Source organism: Vibrio sp. 10N.247.311.47, assembly GCF_041467535.1.
In the GTDB taxonomy this organism is placed as follows: Bacteria; Pseudomonadota; Gammaproteobacteria; order Enterobacterales; family Vibrionaceae; genus Vibrio; species Vibrio crassostreae_C.
Window position 1 is genome coordinate 1 of the sequence record NZ_JBFSUR010000049.1, and the last position, 24082, is coordinate 24082.

The 24082-nt window shown below is 41.6% G+C and carries 35 protein-coding genes; 6 read left to right on the top strand and 29 right to left on the bottom strand.

Annotation, left to right across the window (positions count from 1 at the left end):
* Window positions 1-173: 173 nt before the first annotated feature.
* The 28 genes from AB6E51_RS22355 to AB6E51_RS22490 form a co-directional block, all read right to left on the bottom strand.
* Window positions 174-533, bottom strand: a complete 360-nt coding sequence (locus AB6E51_RS22355) for a hypothetical protein (RefSeq protein WP_371979959.1) — start codon at window positions 531-533, stop codon at window positions 174-176.
* Window positions 534-1093: 560 nt separating this feature from the next.
* On the bottom strand, window positions 1094-1537 hold the full coding sequence (locus AB6E51_RS22360; RefSeq protein ID WP_154723721.1) for a lytic transglycosylase domain-containing protein: 444 nt from the start codon (window positions 1535-1537) through the stop codon (window positions 1094-1096).
* 55 nt (window positions 1538-1592) lie between these two features.
* A complete protein-coding gene (locus AB6E51_RS22365; RefSeq protein ID WP_154723701.1) occupies window positions 1593-1928 on the bottom strand; it encodes a type I restriction endonuclease subunit M in 336 nt (111 codons plus the stop codon).
* An 85-nt stretch (window positions 1929-2013) separates the two neighbouring features.
* Window positions 2014-2400, bottom strand: a complete 387-nt coding sequence (locus AB6E51_RS22370) for a hypothetical protein (RefSeq protein WP_154723702.1) — start codon at window positions 2398-2400, stop codon at window positions 2014-2016.
* Between the two features lie 3 nt (window positions 2401-2403).
* Window positions 2404-2784, bottom strand: a complete 381-nt coding sequence (locus tag AB6E51_RS22375; RefSeq protein WP_154723722.1) for a hypothetical protein — start codon at window positions 2782-2784, stop codon at window positions 2404-2406.
* A 530-nt stretch (window positions 2785-3314) separates the two neighbouring features.
* Complete coding sequence (locus AB6E51_RS22380) at window positions 3315-3602, bottom strand: hypothetical protein (protein ID WP_154723703.1); 288 nt, start codon at window positions 3600-3602, stop codon at window positions 3315-3317.
* Between the two features lie 398 nt (window positions 3603-4000).
* The gene (locus AB6E51_RS22385; protein ID WP_235612458.1) at window positions 4001-4276 is read right to left on the bottom strand and encodes a hypothetical protein; all 276 of its coding nucleotides are present in this window, start codon (window positions 4274-4276) and stop codon (window positions 4001-4003) included.
* A 383-nt stretch (window positions 4277-4659) separates the two neighbouring features.
* Window positions 4660-6483 (bottom strand): ParB/RepB/Spo0J family partition protein, encoded by a 1824-nt coding sequence (locus tag AB6E51_RS22390; protein ID WP_154723704.1) that lies wholly within the window; start codon window positions 6481-6483, stop codon window positions 4660-4662.
* 219 nt (window positions 6484-6702) lie between these two features.
* A complete protein-coding gene (locus tag AB6E51_RS22395) occupies window positions 6703-6999 on the bottom strand; it encodes a hypothetical protein (RefSeq protein WP_154723705.1) in 297 nt (98 codons plus the stop codon).
* Between the two features lie 162 nt (window positions 7000-7161).
* Entirely contained in the window at window positions 7162-7647 is a 486-nt protein-coding gene (gene radC / locus AB6E51_RS22400; RefSeq protein WP_154723706.1) for a DNA repair protein RadC, read from the bottom strand.
* 199 nt (window positions 7648-7846) lie between these two features.
* Complete coding sequence (locus AB6E51_RS22405) at window positions 7847-8071, bottom strand: hypothetical protein (RefSeq protein ID WP_136987253.1); 225 nt, start codon at window positions 8069-8071, stop codon at window positions 7847-7849.
* 67 nt (window positions 8072-8138) lie between these two features.
* Window positions 8139-9491 (bottom strand): DNA sulfur modification protein DndB, encoded by a 1353-nt coding sequence (locus AB6E51_RS22410; protein ID WP_154723707.1) that lies wholly within the window; start codon window positions 9489-9491, stop codon window positions 8139-8141.
* Window positions 9492-9528: 37 nt separating this feature from the next.
* Complete coding sequence (locus AB6E51_RS22415; protein WP_136987297.1) at window positions 9529-9825, bottom strand: hypothetical protein; 297 nt, start codon at window positions 9823-9825, stop codon at window positions 9529-9531.
* Entirely contained in the window at window positions 9812-10099 is a 288-nt protein-coding gene (locus AB6E51_RS22420) for a hypothetical protein (RefSeq protein WP_235612460.1), read from the bottom strand. Before AB6E51_RS22420 ends, AB6E51_RS22415 begins: the two co-directional genes overlap by 14 nt.
* Before the next feature lie 9 nt (window positions 10100-10108).
* The gene (locus tag AB6E51_RS22425; protein ID WP_154723709.1) at window positions 10109-10561 is read right to left on the bottom strand and encodes a hypothetical protein; all 453 of its coding nucleotides are present in this window, start codon (window positions 10559-10561) and stop codon (window positions 10109-10111) included.
* Between the two features lie 15 nt (window positions 10562-10576).
* Window positions 10577-11053: a hypothetical protein gene (locus AB6E51_RS22430; RefSeq protein WP_154723710.1), complete on the bottom strand. Its 477-nt coding sequence runs from the start codon at window positions 11051-11053 to the stop codon at window positions 10577-10579.
* Between the two features lie 609 nt (window positions 11054-11662).
* A complete protein-coding gene (locus AB6E51_RS22435; protein ID WP_154723711.1) occupies window positions 11663-12250 on the bottom strand; it encodes a hypothetical protein in 588 nt (195 codons plus the stop codon).
* 55 nt (window positions 12251-12305) lie between these two features.
* On the bottom strand, window positions 12306-13496 hold the full coding sequence (locus AB6E51_RS22440) for a ParB/RepB/Spo0J family partition protein (protein ID WP_154723712.1): 1191 nt from the start codon (window positions 13494-13496) through the stop codon (window positions 12306-12308).
* Complete coding sequence (locus tag AB6E51_RS22445) at window positions 13493-14182, bottom strand: ParA family protein (protein WP_154723713.1); 690 nt, start codon at window positions 14180-14182, stop codon at window positions 13493-13495. Before AB6E51_RS22445 ends, AB6E51_RS22440 begins: the two co-directional genes overlap by 4 nt.
* Before the next feature lie 473 nt (window positions 14183-14655).
* Window positions 14656-14946 carry a hypothetical protein gene (locus tag AB6E51_RS22450; protein ID WP_016786731.1) on the bottom strand — a complete coding sequence of 97 codons (291 nt, stop codon included), beginning with the start codon at window positions 14944-14946 and terminating at the stop codon, window positions 14656-14658.
* 16 nt (window positions 14947-14962) lie between these two features.
* On the bottom strand, window positions 14963-15199 hold the full coding sequence (locus tag AB6E51_RS22455) for a hypothetical protein (RefSeq protein WP_371979979.1): 237 nt from the start codon (window positions 15197-15199) through the stop codon (window positions 14963-14965).
* Between the two features lie 4 nt (window positions 15200-15203).
* The gene (locus AB6E51_RS22460) at window positions 15204-15464 is read right to left on the bottom strand and encodes a hypothetical protein (RefSeq protein ID WP_241813085.1); all 261 of its coding nucleotides are present in this window, start codon (window positions 15462-15464) and stop codon (window positions 15204-15206) included.
* A 13-nt stretch (window positions 15465-15477) separates the two neighbouring features.
* Window positions 15478-15660: a hypothetical protein gene (locus tag AB6E51_RS22465; RefSeq protein ID WP_136987397.1), complete on the bottom strand. Its 183-nt coding sequence runs from the start codon at window positions 15658-15660 to the stop codon at window positions 15478-15480.
* Window positions 15661-15669: 9 nt separating this feature from the next.
* A complete protein-coding gene (locus AB6E51_RS22470) occupies window positions 15670-15843 on the bottom strand; it encodes a hypothetical protein (protein ID WP_371979978.1) in 174 nt (57 codons plus the stop codon).
* Window positions 15844-15908: 65 nt separating this feature from the next.
* A complete protein-coding gene (locus tag AB6E51_RS22475) occupies window positions 15909-16151 on the bottom strand; it encodes a helix-turn-helix domain-containing protein (RefSeq protein WP_170962715.1) in 243 nt (80 codons plus the stop codon).
* 373 nt (window positions 16152-16524) lie between these two features.
* Window positions 16525-17184: a tyrosine-type recombinase/integrase gene (locus AB6E51_RS22480; RefSeq protein WP_371979977.1), complete on the bottom strand. Its 660-nt coding sequence runs from the start codon at window positions 17182-17184 to the stop codon at window positions 16525-16527.
* Between the two features lie 131 nt (window positions 17185-17315).
* The gene (locus AB6E51_RS22485; RefSeq protein WP_136987358.1) at window positions 17316-17573 is read right to left on the bottom strand and encodes a hypothetical protein; all 258 of its coding nucleotides are present in this window, start codon (window positions 17571-17573) and stop codon (window positions 17316-17318) included.
* A 2-nt stretch (window positions 17574-17575) separates the two neighbouring features.
* A complete protein-coding gene (locus AB6E51_RS22490) occupies window positions 17576-18037 on the bottom strand; it encodes a hypothetical protein (protein ID WP_371979976.1) in 462 nt (153 codons plus the stop codon).
* 492 nt (window positions 18038-18529) lie between these two features.
* Here AB6E51_RS22490 and AB6E51_RS22495 point away from each other — a divergent pair, with 492 nt between their 5' ends.
* On the top strand, window positions 18530-19081 hold the full coding sequence (locus AB6E51_RS22495; RefSeq protein ID WP_371979975.1) for a DNA adenine methylase: 552 nt from the start codon (window positions 18530-18532) through the stop codon (window positions 19079-19081).
* A gap of 1191 nt (window positions 19082-20272) precedes the next feature.
* On the opposite strand, the gene AB6E51_RS22500 is transcribed toward AB6E51_RS22495, so the two are convergent.
* Entirely contained in the window at window positions 20273-21103 is an 831-nt protein-coding gene (locus AB6E51_RS22500; RefSeq protein ID WP_371979974.1) for a hypothetical protein, read from the bottom strand.
* An 842-nt stretch (window positions 21104-21945) separates the two neighbouring features.
* Between AB6E51_RS22500 and AB6E51_RS22505 the strand changes: the two genes are divergently transcribed.
* The 5 genes from AB6E51_RS22505 to traL all read left to right on the top strand — a co-directional run.
* Window positions 21946-22206: a helix-turn-helix transcriptional regulator gene (locus tag AB6E51_RS22505; protein WP_371979973.1), complete on the top strand. Its 261-nt coding sequence runs from the start codon at window positions 21946-21948 to the stop codon at window positions 22204-22206.
* 117 nt (window positions 22207-22323) lie between these two features.
* Window positions 22324-22512: a TraY domain-containing protein gene (locus AB6E51_RS22510; RefSeq protein WP_371979972.1), complete on the top strand. Its 189-nt coding sequence runs from the start codon at window positions 22324-22326 to the stop codon at window positions 22510-22512.
* Between the two features lie 346 nt (window positions 22513-22858).
* On the top strand, window positions 22859-23233 hold the full coding sequence (locus AB6E51_RS22515) for a hypothetical protein (RefSeq protein WP_371979971.1): 375 nt from the start codon (window positions 22859-22861) through the stop codon (window positions 23231-23233).
* A gap of 200 nt (window positions 23234-23433) precedes the next feature.
* Window positions 23434-23748, top strand: a complete 315-nt coding sequence (locus AB6E51_RS22520) for a type IV conjugative transfer system pilin TraA (protein ID WP_235612515.1) — start codon at window positions 23434-23436, stop codon at window positions 23746-23748.
* 42 nt (window positions 23749-23790) lie between these two features.
* Window positions 23791-24082: type IV conjugative transfer system protein TraL (gene traL, locus AB6E51_RS22525; RefSeq protein ID WP_372140199.1), on the top strand; the 292-nt coding region annotated here is incomplete at its 3' end.

Here is a 24082-nt window from a genome sequence, read left to right on the forward strand (position 1 = left end):
TTATTTCACAATATGGTAAAGATCAAGACAGTAAAGCATTAGAGCAGTTCGAGCCGCAAGAGTCATCAAAGCAACAAGGACTCGACTTTGATAATAAACATCACGAGCCGATGGGTCGAGAAATCGAGCGGGAATTAGAAAGATAAAACAATAAAAAGGATAGTCCTAACGGGCTATCCTTTTTTTTCGCCTGCAAGAAAGGTATCCACTTTATTATTAACGTCTGTCGTAACCAAATTACGCATCTCTCCCGCTTCTTTTTTATTATTATAAAATGCCGCCCCATCGAAACCTTGGGTATGTGTCAGATTACCCGTTCCCTGAATCTGCCTAATGCGACGATACATTTCTTCCATCAACTCTCGATTCGACGGTCTATCATCCTCACTATCGTTGAGCTTGATGCGCAGTGCTAAGGTCAACAGTTGACGGGCTGCTTCAGAATCACTCAGGCAATCCTGATCTCTAAACTTAATGAAGTCTTGCTTTAACGGCCCCTTCAAGTAGGTCTGTAAATGGTACATTTTTGTCATTTTCACTCTCACCTTTTATGCATTAATCTAACTTAACTTAAACTTACCATAACTTAAGCCATGATTCAAAATCACCACCAACCCCTTACTGTACCTGCTTTAATGCAAATTTAACTTAAATATGAGTTAAATTTGACTTAAACACCCTATCACGCCTTACGTACCAACGGATAACTTGCGAATAACTTATACAAGATTATTTACAAGTCATATTTCAGCGGCTAATTAGTTGAGATTTTGAAAATTTTTTTGAGGTTACTTTTAATGAACAGCAAGGTTTTAAGCTTTTGTTTTTATTGGTTTTATATTTTCACAGACAACCATTTAAATCGATTTTCGATTTAGCGAGGTGTGTGGAAGAATCTTAAAGAGTGCGAACAAGTCAATAGAACTCCAGGCTATCTTACGTTTTTAGCTCAGGGTTTGGGGCGTTCGCAAGACCTAAAGCCGAACCGTTGGCGATTGAGTCGGGAGTCTATATCTAAACTTGGGAAGGAATGGAAAGCGGAAAAGGAAGAAGGCTAAGGATCTAGCATTGCACCAAATTAGTGCACAGCTAGTTATTTAAGGGTTGAGGAATAATAAACACTTTGCACTTTTTGGATGTATATTTTTCTAGCGTTTTCGGTACGTTTAGAAAAACCGGCATTATATGCCCCGACACTGTTCCAGTTATAACCATGACTGGCAAAGTTAGAGCTTAATACCCATGCGCCTAATGAAACATTAAAACACGGCTCATATATGTTTGTTTCGTTTAGGTTAAATTCAGCGAGTCGAGAGAACCAACTAGAGTTAATTTGCATCAACCCAAAATCACGGCTTACAATTTTTTCCGACCTGTTTTTATTTTCATTGTAAGCGTTGGGATCAAAACTGCTTTCAACTTGTGCAATCGACCGTAACAATTTTGGATCAACATTATAATGAGATCCGGCCTCATCAAAACAGAATGCGCCCGCAGCGGTTGGAAACAATAACAGTAGCAAAGATAACTTTTTCATAATCAAAAAAATGGAGTCCTAACAAGGACTCCATTCTATCGCATATTGAAAGTGATTAATATTCACTCGGTAGTAAAACAGTTGTTACGCTTCTATCTCGTTCGGTAATAATCCAAATTTTATCATCACAAAAATGATAACTCGACATAATACGCTCGCCTGTTTTGGTTGCCTCATCATTCATAATTTTATCTTCAATGGGAGTATCGCCCCAATCACCGTTTTTATGGCGATGCAAATAAACATTAAGACTCGCACCAATATTACGGTTTAGTAATGAAGCTACACCTTGTGTCATTACTGTTTTTCCTAATTCGAACGGCACAGCCGTACAAACGTAAGTTTTCGCTTTTAAATCTTCTTTCGTTAGGGTAGTATTTAATGTGTTCATTTTATTCACTCATTGTTACTGTTTAGTTTAAATGGATATGCCTTGATATTAGTTAGTGCTATTATCAAGGCGCTTTTATTTGCGATTAGTAGACATCTTCAGTTTTACGAATATGATTAAACACTTCATAAATATCATCGTATGAATAACCGTACTCTTCGAGCTTTTCGACACAATCACAAATATCATTAGTATAAAAACATTCATGATTGAATAACTCGCGTCGGATAATCCCTTGTTTGCCGTTTTCTTCAATATCTTGTTTAATGCCCTCTTTTTGGATTTGACCTAAACGCTCCACTAAGTTTTTAGCGTTACTTTCAGGCACAATCATTCCCATTCCAAGCGACACATATTCAATACCTTTTTTCTTAGCATCATTGAACTGTTGATTAGAGAAAGCGAAAAATGCGCCTAGTTCATTGAATAAATCGGTTTGAGCTTGTTGGGTGTAATGAGATAGATATTTCATAATTTAAACCTCAATGCTGAAATTAAGAGTGGTATCAATAAAAGTCGTTTTTAATGCTTTTGCTATCGCGTCACATTCTTGTTTTATCGCTGAAATAGCATGTTGTGATAATAGGTAATTTTTAACGTGTTTTTCACTACCGTTCGAAGTGGTTGCCATGAGTGAAAAACCGGTTTTCCACTGGTCACGAGGCGTTTCCCACGAGCCGAAATATTCAACTCTTAAAACCAAATTAAGCACTTTCGAGGGTTCAATATAAGACGGTAGTTTTTGCAACAAACGCCAAGAGATATCATTTTTTGGTGAGCTTTCGTCTCCAGCGGCGAAACGCTGGTCGCTGGTCGGCAATTTAGGGAGAGTTGGGTTTGATTGTCGTTGTGCCATCTGGAGTTTCCTTTTTGTTTGAGTATCACTTTTATGGAGCCGCTTGGCTGTCCATCCCTCAAACATGGTTCTTCTCTGCAGGGGCGCGTAGCGTTCATTTACCCTTGCAGATAAGGTTCTGATTTGAGGAGGGTTAACAGCCTGCGAGCGCCATCAAATGATGCGAGTCGAAAGGGAAATCGGCACATAAGACAACAAGCCCTTACTCGAACTTAATTGACGGCAGTGAAAGCTTTTGAGAGGAGGCACGACGAACGGCAACGAGGAAGAATGACGAGGCGCAGCGAACGCAGTGAGTGAAGTGCGTTGGGTGATTGTTCGCAGGAACTTAATGCCACATCGAGCTGGCTCGATATGAGTGGCATAAGTTATCGCGGGAGGAGTGAAACGACGGAATGAACCGACCGAAGGGAGAACGCCCAAAAGTTCAAAAGTTCAAAAGTTCAAAAGTTCAAAAGTTCAAAAGTTCAAAAGTTCAAAATGAGGATTTAACAAAAAATCCCCACCTTTAAAAAGGCAGGGATAATAGTTTATTTAAGAACTTGGATAGCAAGGCTAGCAATAACACCGACAAGGGTAGTGACAAGCAACCAGTTCATACGGTCAAACTTCTTGTCGAATTTAGCTTCTAACTTCTCAAAGCGCTCATCGACCTTTTCAAAGCGCTCATCGATTTTATCAAAGCGTTGACTAGTACGATTCTCTAGCGCCATGAGTTCTTCACGCGTGGCGTTATGTTGAGCTTGGTCAAACAACAGTTTGAGCAAGTCTTTTTGAGTGATGTCGTTATTGTTATCTTGATTCATATGATTCTTCATTATCGTTCCCTTATTGGATAATACCTTAAAGCGGTGTTTTTTTCATCATGTTTACACGTAAGCTCAAGGTTGAAAATCAGGGTTCTACCACTTGCCTAGCGAGTGTGCGAGTGGTGAGTTGTAGAGCTCTTATTTTTGACCTAGCTTGAAGAGTGTGAACAAGAAGAAAACAGAGCGAGGGCATTGACCGTAAGGGTTTGTTGATGAAGTTGAAGTAACAAAAGCGTTTCACCAAAGATCAGGGTGTCAGACAAGCGTATCACGCCACGCGTTGGGTGATTGTTCGCAGGAACTTAATGCCACATCGAGCTGGCTCGATATGGGTGGCATAAGTTATCGCGGGAGGAGTGAAACGACGGAATGAGCCGACCGAAGGGAGAACGCCCAAAGGTTTAAATTCATTGAGAAGCGATTGAGGCTTCCAGGTAATTAACTAATGCACAATGGTCTTTAAGAACTAATGGTTCAACAGAGCCTAAAACACTCTTACTGACGATCTGTTTTGTTAAAGGCAAAGACAAATTCACATATTGTTGCGTCACAAACACGATTTGAGAGAAAGTGGGTTCATTCAATACGAGCGGTTTTTTACCTTTAACCCTAATTTCAAAACGTTCGACGATATAATCTTCTTCGTCGCCTTTTTCACACACCCATTCATCCACTTTTAGCACACATATATCCTAATCCATTACAATTAAGGATATTGTAATGGGGGGTAGGTAGGGAATTAGTAAATTATCCTACGCTAAGCAAAAATTCCCTGATTGCATTTACCTATTGCCATTCATTTTGGTTTCGCAATATGTTTTTGCAATGCTGAAAGCAATATATATAGGTTCATCATATTTCATTGCACAAACGTTCGTTTGTGCCGTGGCTAAAAGCTTTGCACTTCCTTAACGTAGGATATTTGCCGTTTTCCCTCTCTACCCCTAATGGAAGGAAAACGACGATTTATTGAGCTTTGATAAGTTATTGATATATTTCTCAAGACATACCATTCACGACACGGGGAAGTCATCATGCAGCTATGCTGCATGATGACAATATGGCATTAAAACCCAACAGGCATCCACTTAGCAAAATGGGCTTTCTGCGCTTCTGTCAGCGATTTATCTGCCCCATCTAGCCAAACATCCATCTGTTTGACTAAATCACCCTTCTTGAGCGAATCAGAGCTTTTTAGCCATGTATCTGACATAACAGGACGGGCAATATCGACCAGTGAATCTTTATCAATACGCTTGAGGAAACTGTCCGTACTTGGTCGCCAGTAGTCAGCCGCATCAAAGTCCAATCGCTGAAAAAGAAATTCGTTATAGGATTGCTTATCACCAACCATTGATGGGGTAAGCATCAAAGCGGTGGCAAAAGCGACTAGCTTTTGCTTTTCGTCTGCATCGAGCTTAACGAATGCCTCAAAGCGTTCAGGGATAGATTTGACCTCTAGCCATGAGGTATCCAAGTTTTCTTTGTGCGCTTCGATACGGGCAAGGGCTTGATTCTCAGCAAATTCGCCCTGCTTTGGCTCAACGTTGGTTTGATTTAATGAAATATCAATAGCATGGCTTGAGTGAAACCCTGCAAGAGCTTTTACGCATAGGGTATAGTGCAAAATATCAACCGCTAGGCTACTTTGTTGCATGAGGGCATGTTTCGCCATGACAAGGCGGTGCGCTTTTAAGTCTTCTGTCAGTGCGTTTGAGTATTCTGTTACTGGTGTAACCGTACTTGCGCTACCATCTTCATTTTTGCTATCCGTGGCTTTGTTCGATTTCTCAGCTTGCAAGACTTTCAGTGCTTTACGCTCAGATTTTGCCACCAAACCTTTAATCACAACAATCTCACCGTTATAGTTAAGGGTCAGAATGCACCCTGCTAAGGCTTTTTCCGCTTTCTTGTATTGACCTTTGTTACCTTGTAACTCCAAGTAACCTTTCGTTTCATCGTAACTACGAGTTAGCTGAATGTCTATCCACTTCCACCCTTTTTCAATCAGCTTATCCGCTTCAAGTTGCATTTTTTCAGTAGCCAGTGACTCCATTAACGAACGGTCTTCAAAGTACACCTCGTCAGAGAACAGATCGGTAGTGATGATCCCATCGGCTTGCTCATAGGCTTCTTGGCCAACAAATTTAACTAAGTGACTTGAAGCCTCTAATGCTGTCTCTTTAAGCATATTGCGCACTTGATTATCATTGTGCCAAGACTTGTCTTTTACTTGTTCCCATACTTCAATTTGACGCTCTGGACTGGCAATGGTGAACAACATGACACGCTCAAGAGAGACACTGCCCTCACGGTACGCATCGAGGATAACGGACTCAACCGCAGCCAATTTCATGCGCTGATGTACATACAACTGAGTTTTCCCAAAACGTTGCGCGACCGCCTCAACCGTTGCCCCATTTTCAACCATGTTAGAAAACGCCTCAAATTCATCGACAGGGTGCATAGCAGCGCGAGTAAAGTTTTCAGTCAACGAAATTTCAGTGGCATACACCTTTGCTTCTTCTTCGTTTAACACTTTAACGGCTACCGTGTAATCACTCGCAATCTGCCCCGATTCAATCAGTGCATTTAAAGCCGTCAATCTTCGCCCACCGCTGATAATCGGATACAAACCCAATTCATCCATAGGTAGAGCCACCAAGTTCTGAATTAAGCCATGAGCCAAAATTGACGCTTGTAATGATTCATCATCACTTTTTGATGCTTTACTTTTACGCACGTTTAACTCAGACATCACCAAAGATAAAACCGGTAGCATTTGATTATTAGAGATATCATTTTGTGCAGTTGCCTGAGCCTCCAGCGGCGATACGCTGGTCGTTGCTTCCTGTATAGAGTGAGTTTGGTATTGAGTAAGAGTGTTCATAGGTGTTCTCCGTTTTGTTGTTTAGTATCACTTCGCTTGTCGCCTGCTTTCTCCAGCTCGGCTCAAAACCGCACTTTGCAAGGGCGCGAAGCGGCTCGGCCCTACCTTGCAAATGAGGGAGTGAGTTGAGATTTTTAGAAAGCAGCGTCGATAAGCCGCAGTGCATACAAGAAAAAGGCAAACATTGATGGAGCACTCGCTCAAAACCATTACTCACTCTTAACAGAAAGCAGCGAAAGGCAACGAGGAAGAATGACGAGGCGTAGCGAACGCAGTGAGTGGAGTGCGTTGGGTGATTGTTCGCAGGAACTTAGCGGCACATCGAGCTTGCTCGATATCAGTGCAGCAAGTTATCGTGAGAGGAGCGTAGCGACGGAATGAGCCGACCGCAGGGAGAACGCCGTAAACAGACTCAAGCAACAAGCCTTTCCATAAAATAAAGCGGACTTCAAAAACCCCAAAAGTTGCAGCGCTGCAACTTTCTAAGGCATAGCAATCAAAAAAGTAAAAAAACATCCAAGTTCAAAGATGCATACTTTCCATCACGGTCAGAACCCCCTTAACGATCATTCCCGACACACAAAGCGTATCGGGGCGATACTATCAACATCCCTTTTGAGCATAAGCCTACGACCTTAAACGCGCGATAAAAAGAGAGGCGGCTAAGCCGCCTCTCTCTTAAATCCAGCCGCGCTCAGCGAAGGAAACCACGTTTTCGAATGAGACAACAAAGTGGTCAAGAACCTTGATGTCAACAAGTGATAGTGCATCGGCCAGTCGGCGCGTAATTCGACGGTCTGCTTGGCTTGGTTCAGCCATACCAGACGGATGATTATGAAATAGGATAACGGCAGCGGCGTTTTCAGCTAATGCTTTCTTAACCACCTCGCGAGGGTAAACTGAAGCCGCATCAATCGTACCAGCAAACAGCTCAGCGGTAGAGCGTACTCGATGTTGGTTATCCAGGAAGATAACACCGAACACTTCATGCTCTTTGGTTGCAAGTGAGTGTTGGCAAAAGGTTTTCACCAAAGTTGGAGAAGTCAGCGCAGGTTGCTCACTGATGATAAGTTTGGATTTTAGGATGTCTGCGGCATGTGCCAAGGTTGCTTGTTCCTCGGCAGTAAAAAGTGCGTTGTTGGTGTAGGTAATTGATGCAGTCATGGCTTACTCCTTGTTCATTTCGTTATCGCCTGACTGTCCGGCCTCTCTCCATCGCTGCGCTTTGACAAGGGGCGATAGCCCTAGCAACTTGTTGCTTTAGGGATATCGCGTGTACTTCCCTTGCAAACAAAGCGTGGTGAGAGACGGTTTAAAAGAAGGCGTGATAGACGAAAGAGCACGGAAAGCCCAAACAGCCTGGTTATCGGCGGCGACGATTCGAACCTTGTGCCGTCACACGCTGACGCATCGACACGTCATACCCAAACTCGCCAGCTATCTTCAATGCCTCCACTGACTTTCTCTTGAAACTGCGCTCAAAGTAGAACGTAAAAAGGCGAATGTATTCTTCGTAAGACGTGCCACTCTCGATGCTGGCCTGCTCTGAGAGGTCTTGGATTTTCAGGAAAAGTGAACGAACGTTCATTTTGTGGACTCCTATCTCTTGGCTGAATCGGTGCGAACTGACTTGATAGCCAGCTCGCACAACGGGTTTACTCTGCAATGACTTTTTTATAGTTGGCTCGGATAGTGCCTAACACAGTGGAAGATTTGCGCATCTTATTGATCATGCACTGCACGTTCCCTTTTGCGCTTTCTAGCGTGTCACCAAAGCCCATAACAACCACTTCAACTTGGTCACATACATTGTCGATTTGTGCTTCGGTTAAATCCGCCCACTTCGTTCGAACCATATCCGCATAAAGGTGTACGCTTCGATGCTCGACTTCATCAAACACTTCATCTAATGTTGAGGTACCACGCTCTAGAGCCGATGGAAACTCAGTCTCAGGGAAATATTGACGCTCCAGCGCTTGCAACTCAGGCCCGACAGGACAGTCAACGTGACACAGCATTTTAATCGCGGTCAGCTTGATGGCGGTGATATTAGTCAGCATGTTACCGGTGACTGCATCGATGCAGCGACCAACAAACTCATCACTGTTACGACGGATATTCAACGTAGATAACTCAGCCAGCTTATCCACGTTGCCATATTGAGCCAACAAACATTGACCAACAAACCCTAGCGCATTCAAGAACACACCATGCGAAGAGATATAACTAGTGCGAAACTCATTGGCGGAGTCATCCCAACAACGAAAAGTTTGCCACAGTAGCGGTTTGGCACACGCTTGCCAAAACTCTCGTGCTATTTCGCATTGCTCATCAGTTAGCTTGCTATTAACTTTGACACCAAGCAACCGAGCGGTTGCGTCTTTCAGAATTTTGACAGGGAACAAGTAATCACTATTTTTACCAATCACGTTACGCTCAAAGTCGACCAAACCAACGAAGACGGTTAAGTTGTTTGCCATGTGAACTACAAGCTTTGGTAAATCGTCACGTTGATTGTATGTGTCACTAATACTTGTGCTCGGCTTCACAGTGTGGCCGTTAATGTCAGAGAAAGCCTGCTGACGCTCAGGCAATGACATATCTAAAAACAACATCAAGGGGATATTGTGACCACGCAACTCTACATTCTGTTTAATCGCATCGATGATGCCTGTGGTTCGATGCTGACCATCAAAGAGCAATATTTCGCTGTCCATGCTTACCTTTAATAAACCAACATTGGCATGCTCTGACTCGATAAACTCAGGACGTTCATTGATCACACCAGTCAATGACGTCAACACATAAGTATCGAGATTATCTTGAATGTATTGTGAGACCTTTTTCGCGCGAGTTAGATTAACGTCACGCTGAGAGCGCGCCAATACATTACCGGAATCAAACGCTACCAACCGTTGCAACACACCAAAGGGGGCGTTGATGGTGAAGAACTCACGTCCAGCTTGGATACCACGTATCGCAGGGATTTCGAAACAATATTCAGACATAATAATGACCTCTAAAACAATTAAATGATGATGTTTCTTAAAGCTGGCCATGCCAGGCTTTTTTCATTTCTTTGATGGTTCGATAAGATTCACTGCAAAGCCAATCTCCCCATATGGAATAGGTTTCAACGAAGTACAACGGCTTGCCGTCCACAACGGAATCGCTCAAGCAGTGATAGACATGTACTTGATACTCACTTGACCAGTTATGGACATTGCATTTTTTGCCCTCGTCGTAAAAGTCAAAACGGGACTTAGGTGTGATAACCGCTTGTTTCCTAAAGTCACGACGAGTTAACTCTGAGAGCGCTGCAAAATAGTTAGGCGTTTTCATGCTGACTCTCCTTTTGAACACGGCGATGGTGCGGCACTTTGGTTGGCTTTGGCATAACACCAAGTTTTCGTAACTCCCAAGCTTTCGCCATGATGGTATGAATGGTTCTGCCTAACGCAAAACTCACTTGCTCAGGCCCATCCACCACGTAACGGTCTATCAGGTACTTTTGTTCGCTGGTCTTCCATGGCAAACCATGATTGGGGTGATAGTCTGGGTGATATTGCATTCGACCGTTTGTGTCGTAAGTCACTGGAATATTATTATTTTTCATCACTCTTCCTTACGAAGCTAAACGGATATCGAAATTGAAGCCTTTGCAATGAAAAACCTCACCACTCTTTTGAAAACGCAAGCCTGGGTACACAGAGCCGTAAGAGGCATACATGACCATCTCTTTTGCGCTCTCGTGTAAACGCCATTGGCCAAGTTCCACGACGTTACCTAGCTCTAACAACAACTCATAAACATCATGACGTTGAAATGCACGCTGACCGATATCAGGAAACTGAGTCTTTATCGCTTCACGAACTCTCAACCCTTTTAAGTCAGCCACATCATTTACTTGCTCAGAACTTTGACCGCGACTGAACATTTTTAAATGATGTAGACGTTGAGCTAGCTCTAAACGTTGTGAAGAGGTAGTGGCCGAACTCGCCACCTCTTCAGACTGACGCATCACTTTAAGCTGCTGACGGAGCGGCATATTTGCGGTGTTACCAAATAACTGTGTCATGTGAAATCCCTCCACTTAAAATTCCGAAGTACCGATCCAATGACCTTCTGAATCAAAAGCATCCCATTGTTCGCTATTGATAATGGTCTCGTTTTCATCCACTGAATCTGCCGTTCCTTCCCAAGATGGACTCACACCTACAGGCTCATTGTTAGTAAGCTGATTGTGGTAGACCTTAACCAGCGAATGTTTAAGTACCGCACTGAAAAACTTATTCGGATGAACATGATCGGTTTGCATCACAAATTGCATAGCCACGTCCTTGCTCATGTTCCACACGTTCGTTTTTAGGTATTTAAATGACGCTTCATTATTTGAGCCTTCACGCTGTGCGATAACCTGCTTAGATTTACGATCAATCAGTTGAATGAAGCCGATTTGAGCCTCGGACAAAGAGATATCATTTTTTGGTGAGCTTTCGTCTCCAGCGGCGAAACGCTGGTCGCTGGTCGTCAATTTAGAGAGAGTTGGGGTTGAGTGTCGTTGTGCCATCTGGAGTTTCCTTTCTGTTTGAGTATCACTTTTATGGAGCCGCTTGGCTGTCCATCCCTCAAACATGGTTCTTCTCTGCAGGGGCGCGTAGCGTTCATTTACCTTTGCAGATAAGGTTCTGATTTGAGGAGGGTTAACAGCGCTGCGAGCGCCATCAAATGATGCGAGTCGAAAGGGAAATCGGCACATAAGACAACAAGCCCTTACTCGAACTTAATTGACGGCAGTGAAAGCTTTTGAGAGGAGGTACGACGAACGGCAACGAGGAAGAATGACGAGGCGTAGCGAACGCAGTGAGTGAAGTGCGTTGGGTGATTGTTCGCAGGAACTTAATGCCACATCGAGCTGGCTCGATATGAGTGGCATAAGTTATCGCGGGAGGAGCGTAGTGACGGAATGAACCGACCGTAGGGAGAACGCCCAAAGGTTTAAGAGCATGTACTCAAGAGCCTTTGTGACACAAATCAATTTCACATTTTTAATGCAAAAACTCTCCGTAAGAAAATAGAGTAAGTATAAAAAGCATTAACATTACACAAGAAAATTTAGAAAGTTGCAGCGCTGCAACTTTTTATGACGGACAAACCAACACGAACTCAACATTGGATATTATTTAGGTCGATTAAAGTCAAAAAGTTGGTTAATGGGTACTCCCATACATAACAATAGACTCGCCCATGTACCAAAGTTCATTCTCATAATAAGCCTACCAAAATGATCTTTACTGTAGCCAAGTAAATCAGCGACATCTTGACGAAAGAGGCCAGTGACGGAATCTTTGCCATAAAAGAACTTTACGATTTTCTCATTAGGTTTAACAAAGCTTTGAGCATTATAGACATAGTTATTTAGTATTAATCGCCAAAGTTCATTGCTCACAGGCTCTAAAGACTTCTTACCGGAAGTAAAGATAATATCTCCCCCTATTGCTATGCGATGGCCATCCTTATCAACAATATTGCAAGTAGCAATAGCAACAAGCAATCCGAATGCTGAATACTTAATAGAGCTTATTTGGTCAGGGTTATCAATAGCATTTTCCTTCCAACGTCTAAATGTTCGCGCATCAACACCAAAATTTTTGTGAAGATTTATCACGTCACAACCTAGTTTACTGGCGGCTTTTATCATGACTAACTCAACTTCTTTTACAGTCGGCTGCTTCCAGTTCACTGCTTGTTCAAAAATGGTTCGCATACTTACTATCTCTCTTTATTACCGCCCTAATTAAGGCGGTATTTCTTGTCACACATTAAATAACGATTGCTTTCAAGGCTTGAACATCATTCTTGTTGATTTTTAATGGTTGTTTTTGCCCTTTAATACGAATCAACAAGTCACCATCAACCTGTTCAAATGACTCCATTTCTAAAAACTGACGTTCTTTACTTGGAGGGGAGGGTTGACTCTTATCGTTTGATGGCTCATACAACACCACACATTGATCAACAATGGTGTCAAAATCAGAGAGTGTTTTGAGAGAGGTAGGGGTCATAGACTCCAGATGCTCGGAAATTGCCTTTTCGTTAATACTGAACCCTTCATCTTTAGCACGCTTTAAATGAGAGTGTATTATTGTGGCTAACTTATCTTCGCACTTTGTATTGGTTAACGCTTTAGTAATAAGAGGCGATGGATCAACTTCACCATTGTTCAGTTGGGGCTGTGTTGCTTTCAACTTTTTTGAAGGCTTCAAGTTTCGGACAATTTCTCTTAGTCCACGTTCAAACAGCTCTTTTTCTCGAACTTTCAATAAGTATTTTGAGAAAGCAGATTCATCGACAAGTGAATACAAATCCATCAACAAAATAAGCATGTTTATGTTTTGCGAAACACCATCTAAAGAGAGTTGCTTAATGGATTCAGGAGCTAATGCGAGTTTCATTAAGCGTGATGTTTTCGTTTTATCATACCCAAGCATTTTCCCAACATCTTTAGCGGGCAACTTAGCAGTATAAGTACTCACTAGTCGTTCTAACGACTCAGCTTCACGAACAAGTAATAGATCATTTCTGCCAACATTTTCTGATACTTGTACGAAAAGCTTATTCCAAGCTTGCTCAGGATTTGAAAGTTCATCATCAAAGTCTTGTTTCAAGATAGAACGAACATTCAAGTTATGCTCTTTACATGCAGTCCAACGTCCTTCGCCAGCAACCAACATGTATTCACCTCGAATAGAAGGGTGCTTCCTAATTATGACTGGTTGAGTGTTACCCTTAGTCTGCTTAATGGAATTACTTACTTTCAAGAACTCTACAGGATCTCGTTCCTTCCTTGGTTGATTTGGATCTGGGTGAATAAACTCCCAAGGCACTAACAGTATCTCATCCTCTACCTCAATTTTTCGTACTTGTTGCTTTGGGGGTAGGGCACTTAAATCCGCTTGTTGATTTAATGTTTTTTGAGCTGTATCAGCCGCTTTAAGAACAAAACCATTCATAATTTAACCTCTTCAAATCCCAATAGTTCAAACACCTCTTTCTCAAACAAACGAATATCTAAAGCGACCTTTTCGTTTGGTGCGTATTCATTAACCGATAACAGATCGATTTCAGCTTGCATGACACATTCAGCTTTTCTAATACGATTTTTAGAAACAGGGATATCAGTTAGGGTAGGGAGGTCTCGAACAAGTTCACGAGACAATTTTGTTTGAGCGCTATATTTGTTGACGACAATAATCGCTTGCATATTGCCCCTAGCTGCTTCTAGATAATTTTCAGCAGTTTGAATAAAGCGATATGTTTTTCGAATTGCCACGGGACTCGGTTCGACAGGAATGATTAATAGATCTGTTTTGGTCAGAATCTTATGATTTAACGTTTCTTGAAAATTATCATCATCCCCTTGTAGGTCAGCGTTCACACCTGCGGTATCAACCATAATCAAATCGTAAGAATTACGATACACATCTAACATTTTAGGAAATGCTTTTTCATAACCATTAATCACAGTTAGGTTTTCGATGTCTCTATTTCCATAATCGAGCATTGTTCCCGACTTCTCACTATCCACTAACAATACATTCAAGCCTTTATTAGCAGCATCAATAGCGAGATTAGCGGCTTTAGTCGATTTTCCTACGCCACCTTTAGAGTTGGCAACACTTACAATCTTACCAGTCATTTTGTCATCCTCATGGGTAATGCCCTAATGGGCTTAATGTCAGCAAGGAAACCTTGCCACACAAGGATAATATGCAAAATGACCGCAAAAGACAACAATTAAATGCATTGTGTCCGTAAAAGTTGCAGCGCTGCAACTTTTGCAATCATCCCACTTTACAGTCGTTGGGGCGAGTTCACCGTTCCCCAAACCCTCCTAAACAAAACCTAAATTCCCCTTAGCTGCCATTATGATTTCTGAACTGTGCAGAAGTAGTATTTTTGATTACTTGCTGCTGATAGCTAGCTTCACCTAACCCTAGAGTTCTGTTTTGTTCATTCTGTACTGCTATGTGATTGGTGTTTTTAGATGTACCGTTTGGTTTCCCAAATACATAGTAATAAAAACTAATTAACCAACCATAACCTCACCAGTTTCCCTAACGGCGTGTACTGCTTTTTTGAATGCTTTCATACGAATCACTCTTTTCCCTCTTAATCTTGCTGATCACCGAAAACCACGCTGACAGCGTTTAGATATTCTTCTGGTGAAACGTTGATAAGTAGTACCGCGTTAAAATCATCACCTCGAACGTAGCACTTTTCATGTACGTCATGCCGCATGTTTTGAGGATAGTCATTGCGGTACTTAGTAAAGACACCGCTAACTTTTTGACGGCCAAGACCAAATGCTTTAGAAACGTCTACAGATGTAATACGGCCATCTTTAGATAACTTGGCATCAATGAACTTGTAAACTGCTTGGTCTAGTAGTGGTCGAGACACGGTTACTCTCCTTCGATTAAGGCACACTTGCTAAAAAAGCCGTGATTCGTTCATATTCGTCTGGAGTGAAATGAATTGAGGTTTTACCATGTTGCAACAAACAAATAATATGACCATCTTCCTCCCAACGCTTCAGTTGGTAATCGGCATCGTGAGACAGATCGAGACTCATCCCACCGCCATTAAACTGCATCGCATCGCCAGTTAGATATACACTCGTTCCGTAACGTGTTTCTAGTGTTAGCGGTATCATGATTCTACCCCCTAATGAATGGAACGGTTGAAAGGCCGTTGTTGAGTAGCCAGTTTTTGATTTCGTCTTGGGTTAAGTGAGGCTCTACAATAGCCCAACGGAAGCCTTGTTTAGACCACTTACCGCCAGCCCCCTTGAATTCAACTTCGTCAACATAGACAACAACGATTTCGTTACCATCGGCTGTTTTTTGTGGGTAGCGTTCGATATTATCACTGGTGCGAATCGTCAAACTCTCGTTATACATATAAGTATCTGTAATCACGTTCTATACCCTCTTATTCTAGATACTGAGTGATCATTTCAATTTCTTGACTAACATCAACAAGTGCTTGCGCATCCGAGTTGATAACTTCAAGCTGAGTTTGATCTCTTGCTTTTCGCTCAAGGCCGTGTTTTATAGATTTGATAAACTTCTCAGCTTCTTCTAGCTTTTCAATGAGTTTGCTATCTTTTGACATCTTTTCCCTCTATCCCTTTAAACACTCAAAGAAATCCATGATTTGTTGTTCTTCACACATTTTCTGACGTTCTGCATTTTGCGCTTTGGTATAAATATCGAGCGACATATAGAAAGCTGCGCTTGATAAAACCAACGTAAAAGCCAAAACAAAAGATATAATGAGCAGTATTGATTTCGGCATCTTTTCCCCTTATTTGGATAATAAAAAACCCACTGTAAACAGTGGGCTAGTGAGGTGATTAATTGTTACAGCTTGAGACCGATACTTTTTAAATACTCGATATGACTCTCGTACTTTTTTATGTGTCGGGTTCCTGTGTTGGGTGAAATTCCAAACCGTTTTTCAGCCTCATATACAGATGAAACCTTATTGCTTAAAACGGCTTCTACTAACTGCCTTTGCTCCTCTCTTTTAAAAAGGTGCTCTAGGATTAATTTGAGTTGTTTGTTGTTTGGGTGCATTTGATTCTGAATATTAATAAGCCCCATAAGGGGCTTATTTTAGAAGAGGATGAAGCCTAAAGTTAAACCTGAAACCATGATAACAACAGAAGTCAGCATCATGTGATTCTCTATCCACTTATCCATGAAATCACCTCCTTAGCTAAGTCTAATTTGATGAAACCGCCAATAGTTAACCAGATTATAAGCCAACGTTGGCAAAAGCCAAACGTCTTTAAGCGTATCTCTGAGTTAATACCTCGTATCTGTGCCTTTTCAAGCTCAGACGTGACAGGCGTAGCATTGTTGCCCTCACTCATAACCACCTCACATTGTTAAAGAACTAGGTCGTTTCTGACCATGAATATATACTATCAATTACATGATAGTATTGCAAGCATTTTTTTGATAGCAATTACTATCAAAATGCCAACTTTGCAGCTTCACTCAATTGCTGAGAACTTACATCTATATACTCAAGCGTCACTTGCTCGTCACTATGCCCTAATGCTGCGGCTATCGTTCGTAACCCTATGCCTTTGTTGTTCATGTTAGACGCATATGAGCGTCTTCCAGTGTGACTACTACAACCGTTCAAGCCGCATCTTTGGTAAATAGTCCTTAGCATCAACTCAAGAACATCACACGCGAGGTAATCCACACGCTCACCCGTTATAGAATATCGAGTTTTACGCTTCATCGAGTACGACCGTCCACGATTGCAATACGGCACCTTACTTGCAGGATTTAAACCTTGATATTCGGTCTTTGATGTAACGCCCCACTTACGGCCTATTCGATAATCTATCCATTCTTGAAGAACTTGCCGCGCTTGAGAACTAAGCCAAACCGTTCTTGGTTTTCGCCTTTTGCACAACGCAGCTCTTAACGCTATTTCGCTTTTAACTTCACCGCTTGGCATGAGTAAATCTGAAATGGTGATTTGAGCGAGTTCTGATACTCGCAACGTACAAAATGAAAGCACTAACGCGGCACGTTTAAGCTCTGGGGACTGCATGAGCAAACAGCGGTTTAATACTTTGTTGATTTGAGATTTTGAAAGGGGTTTTGCTTTAGCCATGTGTATTTCCTTTGATTTATAGGTAAATACACACACAAGCAATTTAAGCGTGTTAATGAGCATAACACGTTATTAAACGAGGCTTTGAGGGAAAACGGGCGCACCAAGGTGGTGCGCTAGAGAGGAAGGGGTTAGAGTTCAAAGGTCACTTGTGATAACCCCAATTTCTTTGCTTCTTTAAGTAGTGCGTCAGAGCGTTTATACAGCTTGGGTTTGTCGCTCAGGTAAGTCGAAACTACCCATTGAGTCTGACCATCTGAAACATGCAACAAATGACCTTGTAGTAACTCCCCATTAAAAGGTTTAGCTACTACCGTTAGCAATTTAGATTTGTCTTTCGTAAGTTCAGTTAAGCTCGATACATTGATCAGTTCGATTTCATTACTCATGGTTACAGCTCCTTTTTGTTGATCAGGCCGTGACGATGAAGAACTTCTTCAATGAGTTCAATTTGGCGAGTGCTCTCTTTGTAATAAGCGTTTACTTGTCTTTGATAATCAACTTCGGAACTCTTATGTAAATCTAACTTACGAGCAAAAGCATAGAGCATAAACGTAACGAGAAAGAAGATCGCAAAGAAAGAAAGGAAGTCATTTTTTGCAGCTACCACCTCATTAACAGGGGCATCTATCATTGCTTGCAATGTTGGCGCATCCAACACCATCAATAACAAGCCTAAAAGAGCCACAAAGCAAAGACAAAACCCGCTCACAAATTGAGGGATTAACCCTACAAGACCTTTTACTGCATTTGAAAGGTCAGACAAGATGAATTGATTTTTGCGATCTTCTAAATCAGCTTTTTGTTCTGATGCCAGCTCATCGAGAATTTGCGTTCCTTTTTTTGTAAGCATATAACCCTCCAAAATAGTAATTATGTAAAAATGCACTTTTGCACAAATGCAAATATACACAAGGACGATTTTTAAGCAAGATATTTAAGCTCACGAGAAAAAGAGGGGAAAACAACTATGCTGCAGCAATAACTTTTTTATTGGAGGTAGCATGAGGTATTTAGGTTCAAAGGCAGCAAGTGGAGCATATCAAGCGATCATCGCCAACATGCCCGCGCATGATCTCTACATTGAAGCGTTTCTTGGTACTGGTGCCATTTTCAATAAAAAGCCACAGGCGATACGTTCCATTGGAATAGGGGGTTGAGGTCCAACGGAACGAAAACGTACGGTAAGCACTAAGAGAGGTGTCTATTAAGTCGATTTTACACAAATGCGTCTATTAATTGCTCATTTTCGATTTAATAGACACTATTTTGCCTCCTGTTTTTACTGTCTAAAATATTTTGATATATCAGACAGTTAACCCCCTTAGCGTACAAAGCCGTTCCGTTGGACCTCAAACCCCGAATAGAACTGGATGAATTAACCCTGTCGGAATTTAGAACCGGTTATCCAATCGAGCTGCACAATCAAGACACATTAGATTTTCTGGCGGCTTTCGATTTCGAGAGCCCCGCCAATACTTTTATTTATGCCGATCCTCCGTACCTCCCTGAAACAAGAACCTCAAACAAACGCTATCGAAAAGAGCTCACGATAGAGCAACACATTGAACTACTAAACCAATTCAAATATCTCTCTGAACGCGGGGTAAAAATCATGCTGTCAGGGTATCCGTCCGAATTATACGACTCGCTATTAACGGACTGGCGAACGTATGAGTTTAATGTGATGACACGGGGTGGTGTAAGGCGAGAAAAATTGTGGATGAATTACGAGGCCGATAGTGTGCACTGGTCAGCTTATGCAGGGGTTAATTTTACCGATCGACAACGCATTAAAAGAAAAGCCCAACGATGGGCTAAAAACTACCAAGCGTTAGATCCAAAAGAAAGACTGGCAGTGTTGGCCACAGTGCAAAAGTTAGGGGAAAACGGATAAAGCACAAGATGTGGTGTAACCGGTTCGTGCAAAAGCCACTAGATATAGTGGTGGTAAGCTTTCGCTTAACCGTTGGTAAGTTTTGCCAAAAGTTTACCAGTGTTCAACACAACAAACGCCTTCATGAATAGTTTAATGAATCCTTGTTTACGTATGGTTCATGCTGGCTGCTATATGCTTGCATGTAGAGTCAGTATGAAGCCGACAGAGCGAAGCGGCGTCAGTATCACTAATATAGAGAAAACTGATCATTTTGAGCATTAGGATCAAAAAACCAGGTGAAACCAAAATGAGTTACAAGCCCTTAACATTTGGTAAATTTCTGTAATTAACTTTCAGAATGCTTTTAGGTGGCAAAGTGAAAGAAGAGGGTAGGTTTTTATCTCTTGCCTCGATTTTGCAAGTGAAGCTTGCAAAAGTTCTATTAAACTAGCCTATTTAACATATTGTACATAACACGCTGCGAAAAATAGGATGCATAAAATTAGGGGTTATAAAGGGAGTTTAAGACTTTGAGACAATCACTGATGCTTAAGGAAAAATAAGGCTTAGCCCTGCTAGAATCTGTAATGCGTTGCTGGTTGAATAATACTCGAGCTCTTTGTGGCCGTTCCACTAAATCATGAGTATATGCGAGAGGGCTTCCTGTCGTATGACAAAAGAAAGTTACAGCGCAGCCAGCTATTTTGTTGAACTTATTATGATTACTGACTCTGTGCTGGCTGTGGGGCCCGTCAAAAGCTTTCTTTGTTCTTTTTTGGTTTGATGATATTGAATGCTTTTGATGGGAGGTACTTCTAGTCTTTTAGTTGGATCGATCAATCTAATGTGGGTGATAGGGCTGACGCCGCTTCGCTCTGTCGGCTTCATACTGACTCTACATGCAAGCATATAGCAGCCAGCATGAACCTTAATTTCTAATATTTATCTATATATTTATTTAACTACGAAGTTCTCATAACCGCAGTAGCCTTTACATCCGTATTTTTGACCTACTTTCTATCGGTAACTTATTGCACTACCTTTTATAAAAAAACGAAATTTCCCTACTTAACCCACTTTTCTCAGGTTATAAACAACAGAAGAGGACAGCTAAATCTTAGATTCACATTGATTTAGCCGCTAATTTGATGGATATCTATAGAACAGGCGTGAGTCAGCCTCCGCCGTTAAGCGGATACATTCAGTAGTTTAATGAGGGGAAAGCTGTGCAGCCTTTTGGGGGCCGGTAAATAAGCTTGAAACAAAAGAGGCGGTTTGGTTCAATTTCGTCGCATTAAAGATTTCTTGAATACCCGAAGCAATGGTTCGAAAGTTCAACCATTCAAAGCGTAAACCTTTTAGCTCCATACGTTTACGGGAAGCAATAATAAGTTCACAAATATTACCGAAACTCACAACCTTTAAGTCTTTAAAGAACGTTGCAGAGAATTGCTTATAAGAGGCGGCACTTCTCACTGTACCTTCTTCGGCATCCACACACACATTAATACGTTCAGTTGCAAGGTAAGAAGCTCTTTGTAAATACCGAATAACTTTAGCAAAGGATTTAGGAGAAATGAACTCTCCGAAACGTAAGGCGTAGTCTTCTTGTAACTGATCATAACTAATCGGTTTCAAACCAGCCTCAGTTGGTTGGCCAACACGACCACCAATGAGATCAGTATTGGTAAGAATACACGCTAATACCTTTGCCACCAAAGTTCGACACTGAATATTATTGATAGCAGCACCTCCCCAAGCAAAAAGCCCAGGGAAACGTTGAGGGTTAGTGATGAACTCTTCACAACCTTTTAGGATAAAGGCGTATTCGTGGGGAAGGTCTACCCACTCACCAGAACGTAATAAACGGCGTTTAGAAAAGCCAAAGCAAAAGTTAGAGTTAGAGTTAGTATCCTGCTCACGGCTGACAATATCATGATTCAAAGCAATCAACTCATGCTTACGGGCTTTGCGTTTGGCACGATATTCTTTGTCGTATTGCGATTTAGTTTGAAGGGTATTTTGCTCAGAGAATGACATAACACACCCCAACAGAACTCAAGCACTCGTACAGTGAAACAGGTTCACGGACATAGTAATAGCTTGGACTGAGAGTATGTGTAGATAGATCGCACTTAAGGCAAGTTAGTTTTATATTGGTCATAAGATTCTGCTCGATTTTTAGGGTTGTTTAGTTTCCACACCAAACAATGAAACTTCAATCTACAGAAAATCTCTTTAAAGATCAATGGTAAATTTCAGGCACAAAAAAGCCGTTCACGAGCAGGCGAACGGCTTTTTGCGAATGCTATGCAGTTAGATTGGAAGTCTAACACATTCTAGATCTTAAAAAATACACTACATAGAAAACTATGTAGTAGCGTGCTATGTAATGCACTTTTCACTTTAAGATCATGACTGCATAATAGCAATGATACTTCTTTTTGTAAAGCATCAGAGTGGTTTAAAGTGAATCAAATTTATTTTTTTATGTTAACTTTTTTGTTCGATGGTTTAAATATGTCTCCAGTATCTAAATCAATTTTATAACCTTTTGTTAGCCAACGACTTACTTCTGATGCACTTATATGAGAATTGTCTTTTAAGAAAAGTTTTTGGTTACCGTGGGCGGAACCATATCTACTGTTAATGTATGTCAAAAGGGATATGTTCACGATGCCTTACTGCGTTGTTAAAATTTAATAAGGTATTATACCACTTCTTAAACTGCCAATAATATAACACTCAAGTCTAAAAATTATAATCTTCTCTCACTCCATATAATTTGCACTATTGTAAATTATACAATAGTGTATAATTTACAATAGTGTGAAACACCAGAGCTATTGATACTTATGTTAAACAAGCTTAATTTGGATTATATGAAAAACGCAAAACCTATTGATAATTTTAACTATTTATTTCCTGAGCTGACATCTAAGCAATATAATGTATTGGAAATGTATGCTTCTGGAGCCCCACAAAAACAATTGAGTATCCAACTTGATATTTCAATTGACACTGTTAAAGAACACTTACTTTCGATTAAGAAAAAGTTGGGCTGTCAAAATACGCTTGAGATCCGCTATGTGTATTTATCCAGAATTATGGGGGTTATTGCTTTGAGAATAGTCAACTTATAGCCTCAATACCCCCTTTTTTTATGGGGGTATTGAGATCTATGGCTTTACGATATGATACAGCTCAATTCGATTCATATTGAACTAAGTTGATTTGATAAGCTTTATATCGAGAAAATTATGAGCAAACAGGAAATAGGAAAACTTAGTGTAACTGTTGTTCTCACTGGTGCATCCGTTAAGAGATTTTTAAACTCTGTGGAAAAATCAGGTCGTTCAAATCGTTCTGAAGCTAAATTACGAATGGAAGACCATTTAGAACAATTCACAGAAATTTCTTCAGTTGGATCTCGCGTAACGAGGAAATAGTCTCGAAAGTGATTACAGGTTAGGAATAAAGTCATCACGATGAGACTCGAAGGTGGGCTGCCTTCAATTGCAAAAAGCGCCGCAGAGGGGCGCAGGCTGCGTAATATGCCTAACAAATTCAGGAGCCCGCCTGGGGCGACGTCCAAGGCTGTTTGTCTACTCAATTAAGCACGCTTGTTGAGTGGTTAAGCAGAGTTACTTGGGAATACCAGACACCACACCCTTTAGGTGTGCGCATTCTACTACAAGAACGCTCAAGCCAGTTTGTAGCACGGCTCTTGAAAGAGAGCCCATTGTTTTGGTCTTTATCAAAGACCAAAACAATGTCCTAAAAAGGAGTGGGAATATGCAAATTGTATACGGATATTGTAGTGAAGACGATGCGGTTAATTTGTTAGATCGCCTGATTGAACGCGGCGATTTTATTGGCGTAAAAAAACTGGGGATGGTCGAGCGTGAATACATCGCGTTTGCCGCCTTGCTACCTTCTTCGGGGCGACTTTCCCTTCCTTACTCTTGGGAGGGTGTTCATTTTATTGCCGTCCAAAAACAAACTCAATCAGTCCTTCGTCTCACTCTACCTGCCTCAGATAATGCTCGAAAAAAACATCACCGAAAACTCAAGAACACCATCATGACGCCGAGAAATTGGAAGCAACACGTGAGCCGTAATCGCGGCTTAAAGTTTGCGAGCGATTCATTGCTGCATTTAAGCGCTTAATCTTTAAGTTAACGTCTGTAAACCTGCCTACCCGCAGATCCCTTAATTAATCAATCATCCATTCGGCATGATTGTCACCTCATACCTCGAACGCTTGTTCGTTGCTATATCCAGCAGCTTCTTGCTGCTCTCAATACGCGTCCAATCATGCAAACAAACATGAATTAATGGACGCAAAACTGTAAATCAAGGAAAAATCAATGATGAATAATACTACTGCGGTAGATCAAACCCACCGCTCACTTCGTAGCGCGTTCCAACACTGGTGCATTGCGCTCACGGTGTTTTTCGCAACCATGAACGCCGCTTTTGCTGACGACCTTTTTGCTGCAGGAAAAGACACCGTGATTAACACCGTTGGCGACGGCTCATCCGGTGAGTTCTACATCCTCGCGGCCGGGCTTATCGGGGGCGTCATTGTCGGCATCATCCAAAAGAACTGGGTTGGCGGCATTATCGGCTTTTTCGTCGGGGTCGTGTTCTGGGAAATCGGCAAAGGCCTGGTTGGTTTGTAATACGATAAGAGGAGAGGGCGGAGCAATCCGCCTCATCACGTCATGGACTATCAAGATAAGCAAGCCCTGTTTACGTTTCCCAACTACTTGCAATCAGGCATCAATATCGCCGGGTTTCCTGTTGACGAAATACTCCCCTCGATATTGGTTTTTGCGCTGCTGTTTAACTTCAACAAAATTATCGCTATCGCCGGGTGTATTGGCCTATTCCTGTGCATCCGAAGCTTAAAAATCCGCTTTGGCTCTCGGTTCATCGTCCATTTCATGTATTGGTTTGGCGACGATAATGCGAACAAGACCGTGTTTAAACGCACGCCTTCATCGACAAAAAAAT

What these genes read in the sequence shown, in the direction of transcription:
- AB6E51_RS22445 (WP_154723713.1), bottom strand. Translation starts at nt 14,182, where the DNA reads ATGACTGGTAAGATTGTAAGTGTTGCCAACTCTAAAGGTGGCGTAGGA.
- AB6E51_RS22455 (WP_371979979.1), bottom strand. Translation starts at nt 15,199, where the DNA reads ATGATACCGCTAACACTAGAAACACGTTACGGAACGAGTGTATATCTA.
- AB6E51_RS22440 (WP_154723712.1), bottom strand. Translation starts at nt 13,496, where the DNA reads ATGAATGGTTTTGTTCTTAAAGCGGCTGATACAGCTCAAAAAACATTA.
- AB6E51_RS22375 (WP_154723722.1), bottom strand. Translation starts at nt 2,784, where the DNA reads ATGGCACAACGACAATCAAACCCAACTCTCCCTAAATTGCCGACCAGC.
- AB6E51_RS22380 (WP_154723703.1), bottom strand. Translation starts at nt 3,602, where the DNA reads ATGAAGAATCATATGAATCAAGATAACAATAACGACATCACTCAAAAA.
- AB6E51_RS22485 (WP_136987358.1), bottom strand. Translation starts at nt 17,573, where the DNA reads ATGAGTAATGAAATCGAACTGATCAATGTATCGAGCTTAACTGAACTT.
- AB6E51_RS22355 (WP_371979959.1), bottom strand. Translation starts at nt 533, where the DNA reads ATGACAAAAATGTACCATTTACAGACCTACTTGAAGGGGCCGTTAAAG.
- AB6E51_RS22360 (WP_154723721.1), bottom strand. Translation starts at nt 1,537, where the DNA reads ATGAAAAAGTTATCTTTGCTACTGTTATTGTTTCCAACCGCTGCGGGC.
- AB6E51_RS22435 (WP_154723711.1), bottom strand. Translation starts at nt 12,250, where the DNA reads ATGCGAACCATTTTTGAACAAGCAGTGAACTGGAAGCAGCCGACTGTA.
- AB6E51_RS22405 (WP_136987253.1), bottom strand. Translation starts at nt 8,071, where the DNA reads ATGAACGTTCGTTCACTTTTCCTGAAAATCCAAGACCTCTCAGAGCAG.
- AB6E51_RS22475 (WP_170962715.1), bottom strand. Translation starts at nt 16,151, where the DNA reads ATGGGGCTTATTAATATTCAGAATCAAATGCACCCAAACAACAAACAA.
- AB6E51_RS22515 (WP_371979971.1), top strand. Translation starts at nt 22,859, where the DNA reads ATGCAAATTGTATACGGATATTGTAGTGAAGACGATGCGGTTAATTTG.
- AB6E51_RS22410 (WP_154723707.1), bottom strand. Translation starts at nt 9,491, where the DNA reads ATGTCTGAATATTGTTTCGAAATCCCTGCGATACGTGGTATCCAAGCT.
- radC (WP_154723706.1), bottom strand. Translation starts at nt 7,647, where the DNA reads ATGACTGCATCAATTACCTACACCAACAACGCACTTTTTACTGCCGAG.
- AB6E51_RS22370 (WP_154723702.1), bottom strand. Translation starts at nt 2,400, where the DNA reads ATGAAATATCTATCTCATTACACCCAACAAGCTCAAACCGATTTATTC.
- AB6E51_RS22520 (WP_235612515.1), top strand. Translation starts at nt 23,434, where the DNA reads ATGATGAATAATACTACTGCGGTAGATCAAACCCACCGCTCACTTCGT.
- AB6E51_RS22365 (WP_154723701.1), bottom strand. Translation starts at nt 1,928, where the DNA reads ATGAACACATTAAATACTACCCTAACGAAAGAAGATTTAAAAGCGAAA.
- AB6E51_RS22500 (WP_371979974.1), bottom strand. Translation starts at nt 21,103, where the DNA reads ATGTCATTCTCTGAGCAAAATACCCTTCAAACTAAATCGCAATACGAC.
- AB6E51_RS22395 (WP_154723705.1), bottom strand. Translation starts at nt 6,999, where the DNA reads ATGTTTTTTTACTTTTTTGATTGCTATGCCTTAGAAAGTTGCAGCGCT.
- AB6E51_RS22430 (WP_154723710.1), bottom strand. Translation starts at nt 11,053, where the DNA reads ATGGCACAACGACACTCAACCCCAACTCTCTCTAAATTGACGACCAGC.
- AB6E51_RS22480 (WP_371979977.1), bottom strand. Translation starts at nt 17,184, where the DNA reads ATGGCTAAAGCAAAACCCCTTTCAAAATCTCAAATCAACAAAGTATTA.
- AB6E51_RS22470 (WP_371979978.1), bottom strand. Translation starts at nt 15,843, where the DNA reads ATGCCGAAATCAATACTGCTCATTATATCTTTTGTTTTGGCTTTTACG.
- AB6E51_RS22490 (WP_371979976.1), bottom strand. Translation starts at nt 18,037, where the DNA reads ATGCTTACAAAAAAAGGAACGCAAATTCTCGATGAGCTGGCATCAGAA.
- AB6E51_RS22425 (WP_154723709.1), bottom strand. Translation starts at nt 10,561, where the DNA reads ATGACACAGTTATTTGGTAACACCGCAAATATGCCGCTCCGTCAGCAG.
- AB6E51_RS22420 (WP_235612460.1), bottom strand. Translation starts at nt 10,099, where the DNA reads ATGAAAAATAATAATATTCCAGTGACTTACGACACAAACGGTCGAATG.
- AB6E51_RS22510 (WP_371979972.1), top strand. Translation starts at nt 22,324, where the DNA reads ATGAGCAAACAGGAAATAGGAAAACTTAGTGTAACTGTTGTTCTCACT.
- AB6E51_RS22415 (WP_136987297.1), bottom strand. Translation starts at nt 9,825, where the DNA reads ATGAAAACGCCTAACTATTTTGCAGCGCTCTCAGAGTTAACTCGTCGT.
- AB6E51_RS22505 (WP_371979973.1), top strand. Translation starts at nt 21,946, where the DNA reads ATGAAAAACGCAAAACCTATTGATAATTTTAACTATTTATTTCCTGAG.
- AB6E51_RS22465 (WP_136987397.1), bottom strand. Translation starts at nt 15,660, where the DNA reads ATGTCAAAAGATAGCAAACTCATTGAAAAGCTAGAAGAAGCTGAGAAG.
- AB6E51_RS22390 (WP_154723704.1), bottom strand. Translation starts at nt 6,483, where the DNA reads ATGAACACTCTTACTCAATACCAAACTCACTCTATACAGGAAGCAACG.